This is a genomic window from Kitasatospora sp. NPDC053057 (assembly GCF_044546945.1).
Classification (GTDB): domain Bacteria; phylum Actinomycetota; class Actinomycetes; order Streptomycetales; family Streptomycetaceae; genus Kitasatospora.
In genome coordinates, this window is the sequence record NZ_JBITZP010000014.1 from 53,328 (window position 1) to 71,565 (window position 18,238).

Annotated in this window: 9 protein-coding genes; 2 read left to right on the forward strand and 7 right to left on the reverse strand. The window is 73.3% G+C overall.

Annotated elements, in window-relative coordinates:
- Nucleotides 1-15: 15 nt before the first annotated feature.
- Together ACIG5E_RS16950 and ACIG5E_RS16955 are read right to left on the reverse strand one after the other, a co-directional pair.
- Nucleotides 16-1,089: a saccharopine dehydrogenase NADP-binding domain-containing protein gene (locus tag ACIG5E_RS16950; protein WP_396534197.1), complete on the reverse strand. Its 1,074-nt coding sequence runs from the start codon at nt 1,087-1,089 to the stop codon at nt 16-18.
- Entirely contained in the window at nt 1,086-8,717 is a 7,632-nt protein-coding gene (locus ACIG5E_RS16955) for an amino acid adenylation domain-containing protein (protein ID WP_396534198.1), read from the reverse strand. Before ACIG5E_RS16955 ends, ACIG5E_RS16950 begins: the two co-directional genes overlap by 4 nt.
- A 273-nt stretch (nt 8,718-8,990) precedes the next feature.
- On the opposite strand from ACIG5E_RS16955, the gene ACIG5E_RS16960 reads away from it, so the two are divergent.
- Nucleotides 8,991-10,568 carry an MFS transporter gene (locus tag ACIG5E_RS16960; protein ID WP_396534199.1) on the forward strand — a complete coding sequence of 526 codons (1,578 nt, stop codon included), beginning with the start codon at nt 8,991-8,993 and terminating at the stop codon, nt 10,566-10,568.
- A gap of 44 nt (nt 10,569-10,612) precedes the next feature.
- Here ACIG5E_RS16960 and ACIG5E_RS16965 read toward each other — a convergent pair whose 3' ends face one another.
- The 4 genes from ACIG5E_RS16965 to ACIG5E_RS16980 are packed head-to-tail and all read right to left on the reverse strand — an operon-like array spanning nt 10,613 to nt 16,348.
- A complete protein-coding gene (locus tag ACIG5E_RS16965) occupies nt 10,613-11,368 on the reverse strand; it encodes a thioesterase II family protein (RefSeq protein WP_396534200.1) in 756 nt (251 codons plus the stop codon).
- An 11-nt stretch (nt 11,369-11,379) separates the two neighbouring features.
- Nucleotides 11,380-13,836, reverse strand: coding sequence for an ATP-binding cassette domain-containing protein (locus ACIG5E_RS16970; protein ID WP_396534201.1), 2,457 nt, complete (start codon nt 13,834-13,836; stop codon nt 11,380-11,382).
- Nucleotides 13,833-14,777 carry an ABC transporter permease gene (locus ACIG5E_RS16975; protein ID WP_396534202.1) on the reverse strand — a complete coding sequence of 315 codons (945 nt, stop codon included), beginning with the start codon at nt 14,775-14,777 and terminating at the stop codon, nt 13,833-13,835. The genes ACIG5E_RS16970 and ACIG5E_RS16975 overlap by 4 nt, the downstream gene beginning before the upstream one ends.
- Nucleotides 14,774-16,348, reverse strand: coding sequence for an ABC transporter substrate-binding protein (locus ACIG5E_RS16980; RefSeq protein ID WP_396534203.1), 1,575 nt, complete (start codon nt 16,346-16,348; stop codon nt 14,774-14,776). The genes ACIG5E_RS16975 and ACIG5E_RS16980 overlap by 4 nt, the downstream gene beginning before the upstream one ends.
- 161 nt (nt 16,349-16,509) lie before the next feature.
- Between ACIG5E_RS16980 and ACIG5E_RS16985 the strand changes: the two genes are divergently transcribed.
- Nucleotides 16,510-16,812, forward strand: a complete 303-nt coding sequence (locus ACIG5E_RS16985; RefSeq protein ID WP_396534204.1) for a hypothetical protein — start codon at nt 16,510-16,512, stop codon at nt 16,810-16,812.
- A 40-nt stretch (nt 16,813-16,852) separates the two neighbouring features.
- Here ACIG5E_RS16985 and ACIG5E_RS16990 read toward each other — a convergent pair whose 3' ends face one another.
- Nucleotides 16,853-18,040 (reverse strand): CobW family GTP-binding protein, encoded by a 1,188-nt coding sequence (locus ACIG5E_RS16990; RefSeq protein ID WP_396534205.1) that lies wholly within the window; start codon nt 18,038-18,040, stop codon nt 16,853-16,855.
- Between the last annotated feature and the right edge of the window lie 198 nt (nt 18,041-18,238).

Consider the following 18,238-nt stretch of genomic DNA (forward strand, 5'->3'; position numbering starts at 1 on the left):
GTCTGCTCCGCCCGTTCACAGCGCTCCTTCCTCGATCACCGTGAGCTGATCGATCGCTATTTGATGGATAGTCAGGTCAAGGACCTCGCGGAGCCGGGTGACGGTGGCGGACGGGTCGAGCACCGTGGCGGCATGGTGCGCGCCGGCCGGTACCTCGCCGTTCAGGACCGCGACCGTGGCGGCGGCGGCCGTGGCGCCGGTGAGCTGAGCGATACCCGGTGCACGCACAACGGCGGTGCGGGTGGTCGTCCGTCCCGCCGCCGTGCCGTCGAGCTGGGCCAGCATGACGACGTACGGCGTTCGCCCTGCGGCGTCCAGCGCGGTGGCCCGGCACAGTCCGGCGACCGCGCCGTCCATCGGCAGGGCGCGGGCAGCGTCCAGCGCGGCGGTGAGGTGCCCGCCGTCGAGCACGGTGTACCAGCTGCCGTGGATGAGCGAGAGGTCACGGGCCACGTGCTCGCCCTCCGCGTCGAGGTACGGGAAGGCGCTGACCTCGCGGGGGAAGCACGGCAGGGTGACCGTGGAGCGACGGGTCAGCGCCGCGGAGCGGCGGGAACCGTCCCGCCACGCGGCGAGCGGCTCGTTGGCGCCGCCGAGGACGCCGTGCAGGTAGTCCTCGGCACCGGTGGCGGTGAAACGGTCGAGTACTCCGGCGTAGACGGTCAGGGCGTGCACAGTGTCGAATTCCTGGGCGGCCAGCCAGCGCGGCAGCAGTCCGGAGAAGCCGGGCAGCGCGCCCGCCGCGAAGACCGCGCAGCGGCCCGCGGTGTCCGACGGCAGGCCGTCCCCGCCCGCGTCCACGTGGTGTGCGCCCGCTGCCAGCGCCGCTCGGGCCACGCGCGCGGAGATCCGGTGCGACGGCCCCGCGCAGTTGACGACCACCTCGCACCCGCGGACGAACGCCGCGAGCGAGGTGGCGTCCTCGACGTCGACCGCGACCGCCTCGACCGCCCCGGGCAGGGCTGCCGTGGTGTGCTGCGCCTGACGGAGGTCCCGGCCGCCGATCCGCAGCGGGCCGGCCCCCCAACTGCCCAGCAGCCGGGCAGCCTGCTCGCCGACCGCGCCGTAGCCGCCGATGACGCCGATCACAGGGCGCCCTCTTCCATGTCGTCCAGTGCCGCGAGTCCGTCGGCGAGCGCTGCCGTGACGTGCTCAAGGCTCGGCCCGGAGAACATCCGCCGCAGCGGCAGCTCCACGCCGTAGCGCTGCCTGACCTGTTCGATGAAGCGGGTGGCCAGCAGGCTGTCGCCGCCGAGTGCGAAGAAGCTCCGCCTGCGGCCGACGCTCGAACGGCCCAGCAACTCGCCCCAGATCAGGGCGACTTCCCGCTCCAGCTCACCCTGCGGCTCCTCGTCCGGGTTCTCCGGGCCGTCCTCGCCGGCGAGCGCGGCGAGTGCCGTGCGGTCGACCTTGCCGTTGGCGCTGAGGGGCAGCCAGGGCAGCACCTCGATGCGCTCGGGCACCATGTGGGCCGGCAGCCGCCTGGTGAGGTCGGCGCGCAGCAGGCCGGGGTCGAGGTCGGCCGCGCTCTCCGGGCGGCGGGCCTGGAGCAGTTGCGTGAAGGTCTCGCCGACCGGCCGGTGGCCGATGCCCGTCAGACCGGCCCGGGCGAGGAGCTCGGCCCAGCGCGCGCCGGAGAGCATCGGAGTGCCGGCGAGGCGGCGTTCCCGGTCGAACCCGTCATAGCCGCGGTCCAGCAGCGCGGCCGTCAGCAGTGCGACCGGTGTCAACTCGGTGCGCTCGACCGCGAGCAGTGTGCCGCCGGGCCGGGTGAGCAGACCGGCCAGGGCGGGGCCCTGCGCCGGGTCCGGGTAACGGTGCAGGACGTTGTCGGCGAGCACCACGTCGAAGCGGTACCGCAGGTCGTCGGGGATCCGCGCGCCGCGCAGAAGGTGGCATTCGGTCCGGTGGGGCAGCGCCTCCAGGCGACGGTTCGCGGAGGCGATCATCGCGGGTGCGGGATCGAGCAGGGTGTAGCGCACCTGCTCCGGGGCAAGCAGGCGGAGCAGTCGCTCGGCGAACCGTCCGTCCCGGCCGTCGAGTTCGGCGACCTCGATCGGCCGTCCGAGCTCCCCCGCCAGCGCGGCGAGGCTGCGGGCGATGTCGTTGACGGCGAGGGCCGTCCCCGGGTCGTGTTCGGCGAGGCTCGCCGGGGCGAGTACCTCGTCGTCGAGGAGCACGGCGGGATCGAGGCGGCCGGCGAGGATCTCCCGGTAGCCCTCCAGTCGTTCCAGCAGCCGCGCGTGGGCACGGGCGATCAGACGGCCGTACTCACTCCGGGCATCGGATTCGGGCTCGGTACGGGCCAGGGCGGTGGGGAGGCCGGGGCCGGCACCGTACCGGCCCGTCTCCTCGACCAGGACCTTCCGCTCGACCAGCCAGCCCAGCCACAGCCGCAGAACCGGCAGGTGCTCGTCCGCCGCGTCCAGCCGCGCGGCGAGTTCGTCGAATGTCGCGCCGGTGAACCCGTCCAGGCGGAGCAGCCCGCAGAGCGCCGCCTCGGCCGCCTCGGCCTCCACCTGGGCGGCCCTGGCGCGGGCCGCCAGGAGGTCGGCGCCGGGCTCCACGCCCTCGACCGCCGACGCATCCGCGGCCACGGCCGGGACGACGGCGGCCGCCAGCTGTCGGGCCGCCGCCTCACCCACCACCGTGACGGCGGCTTGGCCGACGCCCGGGTGGTCCTTCAGGGCGGCCTCGATCTCGCCGAGCTCGATCCGGTGACCGCGGATCTTGACCTGCTGGTCGGCCCGGCCGAGGAACTCCAGCGTGCCGTCCGGCCAGTACCGCCCCAGGTCACCGGTCCGGTACCACCGCTCACCGCCCAGCGTGATGAATTGAGCATCCGTCAGCGCAGGTGCGCCCCGGTAGCCCCGGGCGACTCCCGCACCGCCGATCCACAGCTCCCCCGCCACCCAGTCCGGACAGTCGCGGCCCAGCTCGTCGACGACCCGGTAGCGCTGGTTGCGCAGCGGGTGGCCGTACGGGATCGAGCGCCAGCCCGGCTCGACCTCGGCGACCTCGAAGGCGTTGGACCAGATCGCGGCCTCGGTCGCGCCGCCGAGGGCGACGAACCGGCAGCCGGGGCGCTGGGCGGACAGCCGGCCGGGCAGGTCCAGGCCCACCCAGTCGCCGGAGACCAGCGCGAGCCGCAACGAGGCCGGCGGCTCCGTCCCTTCGGCCACCACGAGGAGCATGTCCAGCAGCGCCGGCACGGTGTTCCAGACCGTCACCTCGTGGCGTCGCACCAGCTCCAGCCAGCGCCTGGCGTCCCTCCGGGACTCCTCCTCGATCAGGACGACCGAGCCTCCGGCCGAGAGCAGGCCGAAGACGTCGTACACGGAGAGGTCGAAGTCGAGGGCCGAGACGGCCAGGACGCGGTCGTCCTCGCCGATCGCGTAGCGCTCGTTGACGTCGGTGACGGTGTTCGCGGCCGCACGGTGGGTGATCTCCACACCCTTGGGGTCGCCGGTCGAGCCGGAGGTGAAGATGACATACGCCAGCTGGTCCGGATCGGTCTCGGCCGGTGCCGCCGCCGGTTCGACGGTCCCGAGGTCGTCGGTCACGATCGGCCGGAGGGAGTCGGACCAGGTCGAGGCGGTCTTGCCGGCCTGGTCGGTGACGACGAGGCGGACGCCGGCCAGGTGGTGGATGCGCTCGCGCCGGACCGCCGGCTGGTCCACGCCGACCGGCAGGTAGGCGGCGCCCGCCGCGAGCACGCCGAGCACGGCGGCGATCTGGTCGGGTCCCTTGGGCAGGGTCACCGCTACGGGCTCCCCACGGCCGACTCCCCGCTCGGTCAGCATCGCGGCCAACCGCAGGGCCCGGTCGGCGAGTTCGCCGTAGGCCAGCTGCCCGTCATCACCCCACCGCAGCGCGATGCGGTGGGGCTGTTCGAGGGCGCGCTGGAAGAAGCGCGTGTGGAGCAGCTGGTCCGGGGCCTCGGTTCCGGTCGCGTTGACCCGGGTGCGGGTCCGGCGCTGGCCGTCGGGGAGCAGGTCGGGTGCGGGCGCGTCCCAGTCGCCCCAGCCGAGCCAGTCGAGCAGCCGGAGGTAGGCGGCGAACATCTCGTCGAGCAGGCCGTCCGGGAAGAGCTCCTCGACGGCGTCCCAGTTGAGCCGTACGCCACCGCCGGGGGCCTCGGTGACCTGGTGGTCGAGCCAGACCTGCGGGGTCTGCGACACGCCCCAGACGTAGTCGCCGAAGAGCCCCGAGTCGGGTTCGCCGCCCACGCCGAGCGCGCTGGTGAACACCACCGGCATGGTCGTCCCGGGTTCGCCCTGGTACCGGGCGAGGTCGCGCAGGACCCGGACGGCCGAGACCTCCCGGTGGTCGAGTGCGTCCCACAGCTCCTGCTGCACCCGTCGCGCCCGGGGCAGCCAGCTCTCGCCCGGCTGCGGGCGGGCGGCGACGAGCAGCAGCGAGGTGAAGTCGCCGAGCACGTTGGCGATGTCGGGGTGCACGTCCTGGCGGTCGAAGAGGGTGAGGTTGAGCGTGAGATCGGCGCGGGAGCTCCAGCGGCCGAGCACTTCGGCGAAGGCGGTGAGCAGGACGGCCGACGGGGTGAGGCCGTGCTCCCGGGCGCGCTCGGCGATCGGGCGCCACTGCGCTGCGCCGATCACGGTCTGGCGCCGGGTGAACCGCGGCCGGTGCACCTCCGACGGGTCGATGGCCAGCGGGAGTTGAGCCGCGGGTGGCAGCACCGGAAGCTGCCGGGTCCAGTACTCCCGCGCGGTGGCGAGAGCGGCCGGATCGGGCGCCGCACCGAGTACGTAGTCGCGGAACGAGACGCCCGCCGGTGGCAGTTCGCGCTCCAGGTCCTCGTAGAGGGCGCCGAGTTCGGCGTAGAAGGTGAGGATGCTCAGGGCGTCGAGGACGATGTTGTCCATGCCGATGCCGAGCCGGGTGCGCTCGCCGGCGCGGACGGCACGGATGGCGAACAGCGGCCAGCTCGCCGGGTCGAACCGCTGGTGGGAGGCGGTGTCCCGCAGGTCCTGGAACGCGGCCTCCGGGTCGGATCCGGCGTCGGTGACGATGACCCGGTAGTGCGGGACTTCGGGGAGGATCCGCTGCTCGCCGCGCTCGTCGATGACGGCGCGCAGCATCTCGTGCCGCCGCACGAGCCGGTCGACGGCGGCCTCCAGGCGGGCGACGTCGAGGTCCGGTACGTCGTACTCGCGGTAGAAGTGGCAGCCGGTCCCGCCGAGGACGAAGTCCTCCCCGCGGCCGAGCCAGTAGGCACGCTGGACGTCGGTGAGGGGGAACGGGTCCAGCCGGTGCTCAGGATCGGCCGGCAGGACGGCCCGGGACGCGGCGCGGTCGTCGAGCCGCAGGGTGGTGGCGAAGTCGGCCAGCACGGGATGGGCGAAGAGCTGGGCGAGTTTGAGGTCGGCGAATCCGTCCACGCGAAGCCGTCCGACCAGCCGCGTCGCCAGCAGGGAGTCCCCGCCGAGGGCGAAGAAGTCGTGCTCACGGCCGATCTCCGGCACACCGAGGATCTCGGACCAGGCCGCGGCCGCGCGGCGCTCGATCTCGCCGGCAGGCGCGGTGACCGATCCGGTTCCGTGGGCGTCGTGGATGGCGAGGGTGCGACGCAGGGCCGCGCGGTCGATCTTGCCGTTGGGGGTGAGCGGCAGCGCGGGCAGGAGGACGATCCGCTCGGGCACCATCGCGCGGGGCAGACGGTCCGCCAGGAACCCGCGTAGCGCGGCGGTGTCCGGCTCCTCGCTGCGGCGGGCCGTGGGCCGTCCTCCCGCGACGGCTGCCAGCGCGGTCCAGTCCGGCACTTCAAGAGCCGTGTCACGCGTGATCGCGGCACCGAGTCTGCCGTCCTCGCAGACCACCGCGACACCCTGGCCGACTCCCGGGAAGGAGGTCAACGCGGCTTCGATCTCGCCGAGTTCGATCCGGTGGCCGCGCACCTTGACCTGGTGGTCGGCCCGGCCGAGGAACTCCAGCGTGCCGTCCGGCCAGTAGCGGGCCCGGTCGCCCGTGCGGTACCAGCGGCGGCCGTCGATCTCCAGGAACCGTTCGGCCGTACGAGCCTGGTCGTTACGGTAGCCGCGAGCGACACCGGCACCGCCGATCCACAGCTCTCCGGGTACGAGGTCCGGGCAGTCACGGCCGAGCGGATCGACCACCCGGCAGGCCACATTGCGCAACGGAGTGCCGTACGGGACGGAGGTCCACGCTGTGGGCAGGTCGCCGATCTCGCAGATCGTGGAATGGATCGCGGTCTCGGTGGTGCCGCCGAGCGCGACGAACCGGCAGGCCGGCGCGACGGTGGCCAGCCTGCCCGGCAGCTCCAGCGGCACCCGGTCACCGCCGAGCAGTGCGACGCGCAGCGGCAGCTCGCCGCCCGCCGCCGTCACCAGCATGTCCAGCAGTGCGGGAACGCAGTTGACCACGGTCGCGTGGTGGCGGCGGGCCAGTGCGGCCCAGGCGTGGGCGTCCCGGCGCTCGGGTTCCTCGACACACACCACGGCGCCGCCGCAGGAGAGCGGGCCGAAGATGTCGTAGACCGAGAGGTCGAAGTCGAGGGCGGACAGGGCCAGCGTCCGGTCGTCGGGGCCGAGGGCGAAGCGCTCGTTGAGGTCGGCGACGGTGTTCATCGCCGCCGCGTGGGTGAGTTCGACGCCCTTGGGTTCGCCGGTGGAGCCGGAGGTGTAGATCACATAGGCGAGGTCGTCGTCACTCCCGGGCACCGGGTGGGCCAGCGGCACGGCGTCCGCGGGGAGGGTGACGTCGTCGAGGACCAGCCGGATCCCGGCGGTGCGGTGGATGCGCTCGCGCCTCAGCTCGGGCTGGTCGACACCGATCGGCAGGTAGGCCGCGCCCGCGGCGAGCACGCCCAGGACGGCGGTGATCTGGTCCGGGCCCTTGGGCAGCGTCACGGCGACCAGGTCTCCCGCGCCGACGCCCTGGGCCCGCAGGTGCGCCCCGAGTGCGAGCGCCCGCCGGGCCAACTCGCCGTAGCCGAGCGATCCGCCCGCTCCCCAGTACAGGGCGGTGGCCTCTGGGTTACGGGCGGCCTGCGCGAAGAAGCCGTCGTGCAGGCGGGCGCCCGGCGTCGGTCCCGCCGTGTCGTTGACGCGCGTGCGTACCGAGAGCTGCGGCGCGGGAAGCAGCGCCGGAACCGGCTCGGCCCACGCGTCGGCGTCGGACAGCAGCCGGTCCAGCAGCCGGGTGTAGGCGTCGAACATGCCGTCGAGCACTCCGGGTGCGAATGCGTCCTCACGGGCGTCCCAGTTGACCAGCAGCCCGCCGTCGAGCTCGGTGACCTGGGCGTCCAGCCAGACCTGCGGGCCCTGCGAGATGATCCAGGCGGCCTCGCCGAACGCGTCCCGGACCTCGTCCGGGAACAGCTCGCCCAGGCCCAGGGCACTGGTGTAGACGACGGGCGCGAGGATCCGCTCGCCGTGCAGGCGGGAGGCGTCACGAAGGACCTCGACGCCGGAGTGGCTGGCGTGGGCCGCGTCGGCGTGGAAGCGCGCCTGGAGCCGGGCGGCCCGTTCGGCGAACGTACCGGGCGTGGCACCGTCCCAGGCCAGCAGCACTGATGAGGTGAAGTCGCCGACTAGGGAGCCGACTTCGGCGTTCAGCGGCTCGCGGTCGAAGAGCGGGAGGTTGAGCAGGAAGCGCGGCTCGGCGCTGAAGGCCGTCAGGGTCTCGGCGAACACCGAGGCCAGCGCCATCGCGGGAGTCAGCCCGTGGTCGCGGGCCAGCTCGCCGAGCCGTCGCATCATTCCGGCGTCCAGCCACCGGTGTCTGCGCACCACCGTGGCCTGCTCCGACGGTGCGACGAGGGGAAGTTCAGGCGCGCCGGGCAGGTCGGGCAGGTGGCGGCGCCAGTAGTCGCGGTCGGCGTCGAGGGCCGCCGCGCGGGTCGGTTCCGCCCGGGCCGCGCGGCGCTCGGCGAGGTAGCGCGGGTAGCTGTAGCCGAGTTCGGGCAGCGGAGTGTCGGGGTCCGCATAGCCGCGGGCGAGGTCGGCGAGCAGGACGCGCAGACTCAGGGCGTCGGCCGCGACCATGTCCAGGTTGACGTGGACGCGGGTGCCGCCCGGCCTGATCTCATCCGGCAGCAGGGAGAGTTGGACGTCGAAGACCTCACCGGACTCGATGTCCAGGCTGCGATGGGACAGCAGCCGCCGGATCTCCGCCAGCTCCCGCTCGGCGTCGGCCGCGCTCAGCCCGCGCAGATCGTGCACCCGCAGCCCGGGCCAGACACTCCGCTCGGTGATCTGCTGACGGCCGTCGTCGAGGATCCGCACCCGCAGCATCCCGTGCCGCGCGAACACGGCCCGTACGGCGGCCTCCAGTCGGGCCGGCTCGACCCCCGCACCGTCGAACTCGTTGTAGAAGTGCGCTGCCACGCCGCCGAGTTGCTGGATCTCGCTGCGGCCCACCCAGTAGGCGTGCTGCATCAGGGCGAGTTCGAAGGGTGCCGACTCGTCCACCCTGCGGGCGTCCGCCGGAAGGCTGGCCCCGGCTCGGGCCATCAGCTCGCGCCAGGCGGCGAGGGTGGGTTCGGTGGCCAGTTCGGCGAAGCCGATCTCCCGGCCCGAGCGCCGGAGCCGACCGGCCAGCCGCATCATCGCGAGCGAGTCCAGGCCGAGGGCGATCAGGTTGTCCTGTTCCCCGATCTCCTCCGCCGACAGCGCCAGCAACTCCGCCACGACTCCCGGGAGGTCGACGGCAGCGGTCCCGTGATCCTGCGACAAGTGGGTTCCCCTCCTCGGGATGTGAACGAGCACGCGGCGGTGACGACGACGTCGGCCCTGGAGGCACTGGGGCGCCGGAACGCGTACCGCGACCCGACAGCCCGGCGGAATGCGAGTATTACGGCCATGTTGCTATCGGTAGTGGTTATCATATGCATTAAGCCTCTCCGGCAGGCAAGCCCCAACGCGCAAACACCGGTCCAAATCCGAGGAAGCCGCCGGGGGGAGTGGATCTGACAGACCGTCACGATGACGCAGACAGAGAGGACACTCATGAGTACGACCGAAGCCGACGCGGTGGAGGCGGCGATCCCGCCCGAGGTCCGAACCGCAAGGCGCTGGACGACCGCTGTGACCTCGCTCGCGGCGGCGATGATGACCCTGGACATCACCGTGGTCAACGTGGCGCTGCCGCGCATCGGCGTTGATCTGGACGCCTCACTGGACAGCCTCCAGTGGATCGTCAACGCCTACACCCTGACCTTCGCCGCCCTGCTGCTCACCGCCGGCTCGGTGTCCGACCGGATCGGCCGCCGCAGGATCTTCCTGGCCGGCGTCGCGCTGTTCACGCTCGCGTCGGCGGTGTGTGCGCTGGCGCCGGACGCCGGGGTCCTCATCGCGGCCCGCGCCGTCCAGGGTGCCGGGGGTGCGATGGTCCTCGGCACCTCGCTCGCCCTGATCGCGGGGGCGTTCGAAGGCGCGCCGGCCCGTTCCCGGACCACGGCCATCGGACTGTTCACGGCAGGGGGAGCCGTCTCGGCGGCGCTGGGCCCGCTGGTGGGCGGTTCGATCGTCGAGTGGCTGAGCTGGCCGTTCCTGTTCGCGGTCAACGTGCCGGTCGGCCTGCTCATCCTGATCGCCGCCGCCCGCAAGGTACCGGAGAGCGTGGCCACCGACGCACCCGACCGGATCGACTACGCGGGCGCGGTGCTGGCCGTGCTGGCCCTGTTCGCCCTCAACTACGGCCTGCTGGCCGGATCGGAGAAGGGCTGGTCGGCGCCGGACGTCCTCACCGGGCTCGTCGCGGGTGCGGTGCTGGCGGCCGCGTTCATCGCCGTGCAGTGGAGGCTCGGCTCGAACGCCATGCTGGACCTGCGGCTCTTCGCCATACCCACCTTCAGCGGCGCGGTGCTGCTCAGCTTCGCCGCCCGGATCTTCAGCTTCGGCCTGCTGCCGTTCCTGACCCTCTGGCTCGGCGGCATGCTGGGACTCAGCCCGTTCCGGATCGGCCTGGTGCTGCTCGCACAGTCAGTGGCCCTGGTGATCGCGGCACCGCTGAGCAGTCTGCTCACCAAGGTGATGCCCGTCTCCAGGGTGCTGGCGCTGGGCATGGCCGTCGTCGCGGTCGGCATGTTCCTGGCAGTCGGGATCGGCCCGCACGACAGCTGGACGGCCGTCCTGCCCGCACTGCTCCTGCTCGGCGCGGGCGCCGGTCTGACGCTCCCCCACCTCCTGGCGCTGGCCGTGGGCGTGGTGCCGGCCTCCCGGGCGGGAACCGCCTCGGGCGCGGCCAACAGCTTCTTCCCGCTCGGCACCGCGACCGGCGTCGCCGCCTTCGGCGTGGTACTGAACGGGAAGGTCGGTTCCGCGATGTCGGCTGCCGCGCTCGACCGCATCGGCCTCCCGCCGGGCGACTCCGGATACCTGCGCAAGCTCGTCACCGCGGGCCAGTTCGACGCACTCGCGGCAGCCAGCCCAGAGGCCGTCCGCGGCCAGGTGCTCGATCTGGCGCACAGCGCCTACACGGGGGCGCTGTCGGCGATCTTCCTCATCGCCGGCATCGCCGGGCTGCTCGCCGCCGTCGCGAGCCTTCTCCTGGTCCGCGAGCAGGACAACCTCGACACCACATGACCGGGTTCGGCGGGTGAGACCTGGCAACAGGCCTCACCCGCACCTCACGCCGGGGCCGTCGGGTACCGGACGAGCTGCCGGCGGACCGCGCCCACCACCTCCTGCGGGTGCTCCGAGAGGTAGAAGTGCCCGCCGGGGAAGGCCAACCGCCGGAACGGGCCGGAGGTCCACTCCCGCCAGCCGTCGGCCTCCTCGACCGTGAGCTCGGTGTCCTCCGTGCCGATGAGTGCGGTCACCGGACAGCTCAGCAGGCCCGCCGGACGGGGCTGGTAGGTCTCGATGAGCCGGTAGTCCCCCCGGACCACCGGAAGCACCAGCCGCCTCAGCTCGGGCATGGCCAGTAGAGCGGCGTCGGTGCCGCCGAGACGGACGAGTTCCGCACACAGGGCATCGTCGTCGAGCAGGTGCGTGGTGCCGCCACGGTGGTACTGCGGTGCCTCGCGGGCCGAGACGAAGAGGTGCCTCGGCGGGCGGCACCCCCGCCGAGCCAGCTCCAGGCCGAGTTCATGGCCGACGCTCGCCCCCATGCTGTGCCCGAAGACCGCCCAGGGCCGGTCCAGGAGCGGCGCCAATGCGGCCGCCAGCCCGCCCACGAGTGCGGACAGGTCCGCCGGGAGGGGATCGTCCAGGCGGTCCTCGCGCCCCGGCGGGCAGACGAGCAGCAGTTCCACCTCCGGCGGGAACAGGGCGGCCCACGTCCGGTAGAGCCCCGGAGAACCGCCCGCGTGGGGCAGGCAGACCAGCCTCAGCGCGGCGTTCGGGCGGGGTCGGGGTCGGCGCAGCCAGCGCGCTGAGGTCATCGGTAGGTCCTTCAAGGTCGGTCGGTGGTCCCGGCTGGTGTGATGGCGGACGGTGGCAACGCCGGTATGGCCGCGAGCAGTTCACGGGTGAGTGGATCGGCGGGCGCGGTGAGCAGCCGCTCGCTGGGACCGCTCTCCCTGATCCGGCCGTCGGCGAGCACGGCGAGCCGGCCGCCCAGCCGTGCGGGGACGCTGAGGTCGTGGGTGACGACGATGAGGGCCACGCCCAGGTCGCGGCGCAGCTCGGCCAGCAGGGAGATCACGGTGTGGGCGGTCGGCGCGTCCAGGGCGCTGGTCACCTCGTCGCACAGCAGCACCGCGGGATCGGAGGCCAAGGCCCTTGCCACGGCGACTCGTTGGCGCTGACCGCCGGACAGCTGGGCGGGTCTGCGCCCGGCGTGCTCGGATGCCAGCCCGACCCGTTCCAGCAGCCGTTCCACCTCCCTGCGCAGCCCCTTCGGGTCCAGCTCGGGGCGGATCCGGCTGAGCGGGCGGGCGATGATCCGGCCGACGGTGTGGCGGGGGTTGAGCGAGGAGTGCGGGTCCTGGGGCACGAGTTGCAGCCGGCGCAGCTGTTCCCGGGACCGGCCTCGCAGCCCGTGCGCCACGTCCTGATCCGCCAGGCGGAGGGTGCCCGACCAATCGGAGTGCAGGCCGGTCAGGCAGCGCAGCAGGGTGGTCTTTCCGCCACCCGAGGGGCCGACCACGCTGAGGCAGCCGCCGGGTTCGACGGACAGGTCGATGGCGGCGAGTACGCGGTGCCCGTCCCTGCGTGCCTCCAGCCCCTGCACGGCCAGGGCCGTCGGACCGGCGAGGTCGGCGGACTCGCGCGGCCCCGGCAGTCCGGTTCCCCGTGCGGCGTCGACCAGCCGCCGGGCGGCCGGGCTCACCGGACGGGCGAGGAGTTCGGCGACCGGTCCGTGCTCCACCAGCCGCCCTGCGTCGAGGACGGCCACCTCGTCGGCCACCGAGGCGACTTGGGCGAGATCGTGGGCCACCAGCAGCACGGCGGGGCCGCCGTCCTCACGCAGCCGTCTGATGTCGGCGAGCAGCGCGGTCGCGGTCACCGGGTCGAGAGCGCTGGTGGGTTCGTCGAGGACCAGCAGGTCCGGCCGGTGGGCGAGGGCCGCGGCCAGGGCGACCCGCTGGCGCTGCCCGCCGGAGAGCTGATGCGGCAGGCGCCGCAGGAAGCCGTCGTCGCAGGGCAGTCGGACCATGCGCAGTGCGGCGCGGATGCGCTCCGGACGCTGCTGCCTGGGCACCGAGCGGGCGCGCAGGAACTCCCCGATGTGGTCGCCCACCCGCATCGTCGGGGCGAGCGAGGTGCGCGGGTCCTGCGGGACGTAGCCGGCGTGGCGGCTGCGCAGTCGGCGAAGCGCCCGTTCGGACAGGCCGAGGACGGACCGGCCCGCCAGGTGGACCTCACCTCCCAGCAGGGAGAGTCCCGGCCGCAGTTCACCGAGGGCCGCGAGGGCCACCGTGGTCTTCCCACTGCCCGACGGCCCGACGAGCGCGAGGATGCGACCGGGGGCGAGGTCGAGGTCGACCGCGGCGACGACCGTACGCGGCCCGTCCGGGCCGTGCGCCCGCACGGTCAGGCCGCGCAGCCGCAGCACCGGGGATCCAGCCGCGAGGTCGGCGACGACGGGTACCGGCCGCCACCGGGAGCGCGGGCGGCGGGCGGCCGGGAAGACGGCGTCCACCAGCAGGTTGGCGGACAGCAGAAGGGCGAGGATGCCGGCTGCGGGAACGGCAACCGCCAGCGGCTGCAACGAGAGCCCGTCCCGGTTCTCCAGGACCATCAACCCCCAGTCCGCAGCCGGAGGTTGCGCGCCGTAGCCGAGGAATCCGGCGGTGGAGACGATGAACACCGCGCCGACGAAGCGCACGGCGGCGTCGGCGGCGAGCACCGGTGCGAGGTTGGGCAGCACCTCGCGCAGCAGCACGTACCCGGTGCGCTCGCCCCGCGCGAGGGCCGCCTCGACGTAGTCGTGCTGCAGCGCCTGTAGGGTCGCGGCCCGCACCACTCGGACGATCTCCGGCAGCAGCACGACGGCGGCGGCCGCCCCCACCCCGGTCACGCCCCGGCCCAGCGCGACGACCGTCAGGCTCAGGAGCAGGAACGCGGGCAGGCTCAGCAGCACGTCCGCGCCGCGCAGCAGCACGGTGTCGGTCCGTCCGCCGCGCAGCGCCGCCAGCATGCCGGCCGTCGCGCCCAGCGTGTACGCGGCGGCGAGTGCGGCCAGCGAGAGCAGGACCAGGGATCGGCCGCCGGCGAGGAAGCGGCTGAGCACGTCGGCACCCAGGTGGTCGGTGCCCAGCGGCGCGGCCCCGCCGGCCGGGCCGTACGGCATGTCCAGCACCTCGCCGGATCCGTGCGGGGCGAGGAACGGCCCGAGCAGGGCGAGCAGCACGGTCGCGGCCAGGATCAGCGCCGCGACCGCGGAGCGCCATCGCTGTTTGGTCAACTCATCCTCCTGGCAGCAGGGTTGAGCGCCGTAGCCAGAAGGTCCGCGAACAGGTTGAGGGCGACGGTGACTGCGGCGACGATCAGGGTCACGCCCTGGACGACAGGGACGTCCCGCGCGGCGGTGGCGTTCACCAGGGCGGCGGCCAGGCCCGGGTAGCCGAAGAGCGTCTCGGCCACCAGGGTCCCGCCGAGCAGGTAGGCGAGGTAGCGGGCCAGCACCGGCACGACGGGCACCACGGCGGCCGGGAGCACCCAGCGCAGCACCACGCGGTGCTCGGGGACACCGCCGAGCCGGGCGGTACGGGCGGCGTCCGAGTCGGTGGCGGCGATCACCCCCGCACGCACCAGCCGGACGTTCTGGGCCAGGCAGACCGACAGCAGCGTCAGCACCGGCAGGACCAGGATCCGCGGTTCGCCGAGCACGCCGCGCCCGGCCGAGGGCACCGACACGGCGGGAAGCCAGCCGGGCCCCACCGCCAGGAGCAGCACCAGCAGCGTCCCGATGACGAATTCGGGCAGGCTGACCAGCGCGAGCGTCGCGGTCGACACCACACGGTCCGCCGCCCGCCCGGCCCGCATCCCCGCCCACAGGCCGAGGCCGACCGCCAGCGGTACCAGCAGCACCGCCGCCACGGCCCCGAGCAGCAGGGAGTTCCCGGCCCGCTCGGCGATCAGCTCCGACACCGGCCGGCCACTGGCGTAGGAGGTGCCGAGGTCGCCCTGGAGGGCGTGCCAGAGCCAGTGGGCGTAGCGGCTCCAGAGCGGCCGGTCCAGGCCGAGGCTGTGCCGCAGCGCGGCGATCTGCTCGGGTCCGGCCTTCCCGCCGAGCCGGGCCGCGGCCGCGTCGCCCGGTGCCAGTGCGGTCGCCGCGAAGACCAGGACGGAGGCGGCGAGCAGGGTGCCCGCCGCCATGGCCAGCCGGCGCAGGACCGCCGTCACGAAGCCAGGAAGGCGTCGCGCAGACACGGGTAGTCGAAGAAGCCGCGCGACTGGATGCCGTGGACGGCGGGCGTCGAGGCCGCGACCGGGGGGATGCGGGCGAAGACGGCGTCCCCGCCGTGGTCGTACAGGTGGTGCTGGACATCGTGCACGGCGGCGGTGCGCCTGGCATCGCCGACGGCGGCGTGCATGGCGGTGATCAGCCCGTCCAGGGTGGCGCCGGCCGGCCCGGTGAAGGGGTAGGACGCCTTGGAGCCGTAGTACATCGACAGCTGCAGCGGGAGCGGCATGGCGTGGTACAGGTTGGTCTGCAGCGGGGTGCTGAGCAGCGTCTTGATGTCCGCGTAGTAGTCGGCGGCGGGGATCTTGTCGACCGACACCGACAGCCCGGCGGCCCGGGCCTGCTGGACGAAGGCGGTGGCGCTCTCCAGCATCCCGTACTCGTAGTCACTGGTGCGCACCGAGAGCGTCCCGCCCGGCAGCAGCTTCCGCGCCTGGTCCGGGTCGTGCGCCCGGCGCGGCAGCGAGGTGTCGTACCAGGACTGGTGACGGCCGAGGGCATCGTCGGCGACCTCGCCGTAGCCGAGGGTGACGGTACGGACCATCGCCTCGCGGTCGATCGCGTACTTCACGGCCTGGACAGCCTCGGGCCTGGTGAACGGGTCGGCGCCGAGATTCATGGTGAACGAGAGCTCGCTCCACAGTTCCTGCGGCGCGGTGAGGATGCGCAGGGCCTGGTTGTTCTGCTCCGCGCGGGCGGCGGTGAGGGTGAGCCCGCCCGCGTAGTCGAACTGGCCGGCCTTCAGGCCGTTGAGCCGGGCGCCGGCGTCCGAGACGGAGAACAGCTCGATCTGGTCGAGGTAGGGGCCGCCGTCGGCCGAACCCCAGTAGTCGGTGCGGGCGGTGAGCAGGCTGCTGCTGCCGGCGGTCCAGTTCTTGAGGACGAACGGCCCCGAGCCGGGTGCGTGCGCGAAGTCGGTGGTGCCGTCCGGGAAGACGAACATCGACTGGGCCAGCACCAGGTCGAAGAAGCCGTCGGGGGCTTTGAGTTGGAGCTCCAGCGTGCGCGGGTCGCGGACGGCGGAGGCCGCGGGGTCGAGGCCGCCGAGCAGGCCGCTCTGGACGGTGGGATTGGAGGCGAGCGTGCGCAGGCTGAACAGGACGTCCTGGGCGGCGAGTTTGCGGCCGTCGCTGAACGTGGCGCCGTCGCGTACCCGCACGGTCCAACGGGTGGCATCCGCGTTGGGCTCGGCGGACTCGGCGAGCCGCCAGACCGGGTTGCTGCCCTCGATCTCGCCGAGGGTGTCCCAGATCAGGCGCGCCCTGACGTAGTCGACGGCGCTGCCGGTCGCCTGGATCACACTGGTCGACTCGGCGCTGGATCCGGCGAACGCCGCCCGCAGCCTGCCTCCTCGCCGGGGCGCGACCGAGGCGGTCGCACTCGTGGCCGCGGCGAGCGGCGCACGGGCGGTCGATCCGCTGCTGCAGGCCGCGAGCAGGCCGCTGCCGAGCACGGTGCCCGCGCCGATCGCACCCAGCAGGGCTCTCCGAGATATCTGACGATCAGTCATATTGCCCTCACTCATGGACGTCGCCCAACCCTAGAGCGAAACGATAATGCTTTTCAATAACTTGGCGGGAGAAGGCAGTTCAGGCGCGCGCTCGGCGATACGTTGCCCGCTTTCGCCGTTCATGCGTAGGTTTGGAAGCATCGAAGGAAGGGACAGGCGAGATGAGCACCCCGGTCAAGCACCAGACCCACGGCGCGCACGGCCACGACCACGGCGAGGGCTGCGGGCACGTGGCGGTCCCCCACGGCGACCACGTCGACTACGTCCACGACGGCCATCTGCACCGCGTCCACCAGGGCCATGTCGACGAGTGCGAGCCGCCGACCCACGTCGAGCACTCCGGCCACGCTCACGACCACGGCGAGGGCTGCGGCCACGCGGCGGTCCCCCACGGCGACCACGTCGACTACGTCCACGACGGTCACCGCCACGCCGCCCACGGAGGCCACTGGGACGACCACTGACCCAGCCGGCCTCAGCGCACGGCGACCGGGACGCAGCCGCTCAGGCCACCGGGTCGAGCATGTCGTCGAAGGCGTCCGGCAGCTGCTTCCAGCCCTCTTCGCCGGAGGCGAGTTCGTCCTCGGTGAGCAGGCAGGAGTCGAGCAGCTCGACGATCCCGTCGGCGTCCAGGCCCTCGGCGGTGAAGCAGAGCTGCTGCACCCGGTCGCCGTGGACCGGGTCCCAGTCCAGTGCCGCCGCCGCCCGCCGCTGCGGCGGGTAGAGCTCCCAGTCGGCGTCCGAGAGTGACACCAGCCAGGGTCCGCATTCCTCGACGACCAGGCTCGCCCCCGCCGCATCCCAGCCCAGCAGTAGATCGGGCCGGTTGGCGAGCCAGAAACGGCCCCGGCTGCGCTGGGCGGCCGGGACGAGCAGGTCCAGCGCCGCATGGAACCGGGCCGGGTGCAACGGGCGCCGGCGCTCCCACACCAGGGTCGCGACGCCCGCCTCGTCCTGCGGGTACGGGAGCAGGGCGAGCGCCGGGTTGACCCGGTCCCGGGCGGCGGGCACGTCGAACCCGGCCAGCGCCGCGGGGGCGAGTGCGCCCGTGCCGAGGGTGACGGTGCGGGCGGACGGGTGCAGCTGGCGGAGCATGGCGAGGCCGGCGTGGAGCTCGGACGAACCGGCGACATCACCCGCCCTGGGGACCGCATGGACGGTGGCGTACTCGATCTGCTGCGTCAGCGCCTCGGCACGGGTCCGGGTGTCATCGGCACAGGTATGGGCCTCGTGCTCACGGAGCGTATCGGGCACGGACAGCTGGGGCACGAGCCGCAGGGGATCGACGGCGGCGACCACCCCGGCCACCACCACCGCCTCGGAGAGGCAGCGGCCGTCGACCTCGCCCTCCGCGATCACCTCGACGGCCGGGTGCGGGTCGCTTCCGCCCCACAGCTCCACCACCGCCAGGCTGTGCCGGCCGGCGTCGGCTATCCGCAGGAGTTCGGGAAGCAGGTCCTCCCGCAGTGCGCAGCACGGGCAGTCGTCGGTCAGCGGAACGTCGGACTCGCTGCGCGAGCCGGCGGCGTCCAGGATGTCCCGTCGGACCCGGCCATGGACGGCGTCGGTGAGATCGTGGTGCAGGACGACGGCGTTTCCGCCCCCGCTCAGCAGTTCCAGGACCGCTCGGCGTCGCTCGGCCTCGTGGAGGCCGGCGACGACCACCACCGGCAGCCGGGTGTCGTCGGACATCGTCTTCCTTTCGGCGTTTGCGACTTCCGTACGGACTCGCACGGATTGAGGTCGCGTCGCGGGCGGCGGCAGGTGGATAGGGCTGCTCGCGGCCACGGCACCGGGAATGCCGTGGCCGCGAACCGCGTTGCCACCCTACAGCTAGATGGAAACGAAAACCATTTCGCTATGATGATGGCTCACCGATCGCCGATCCGC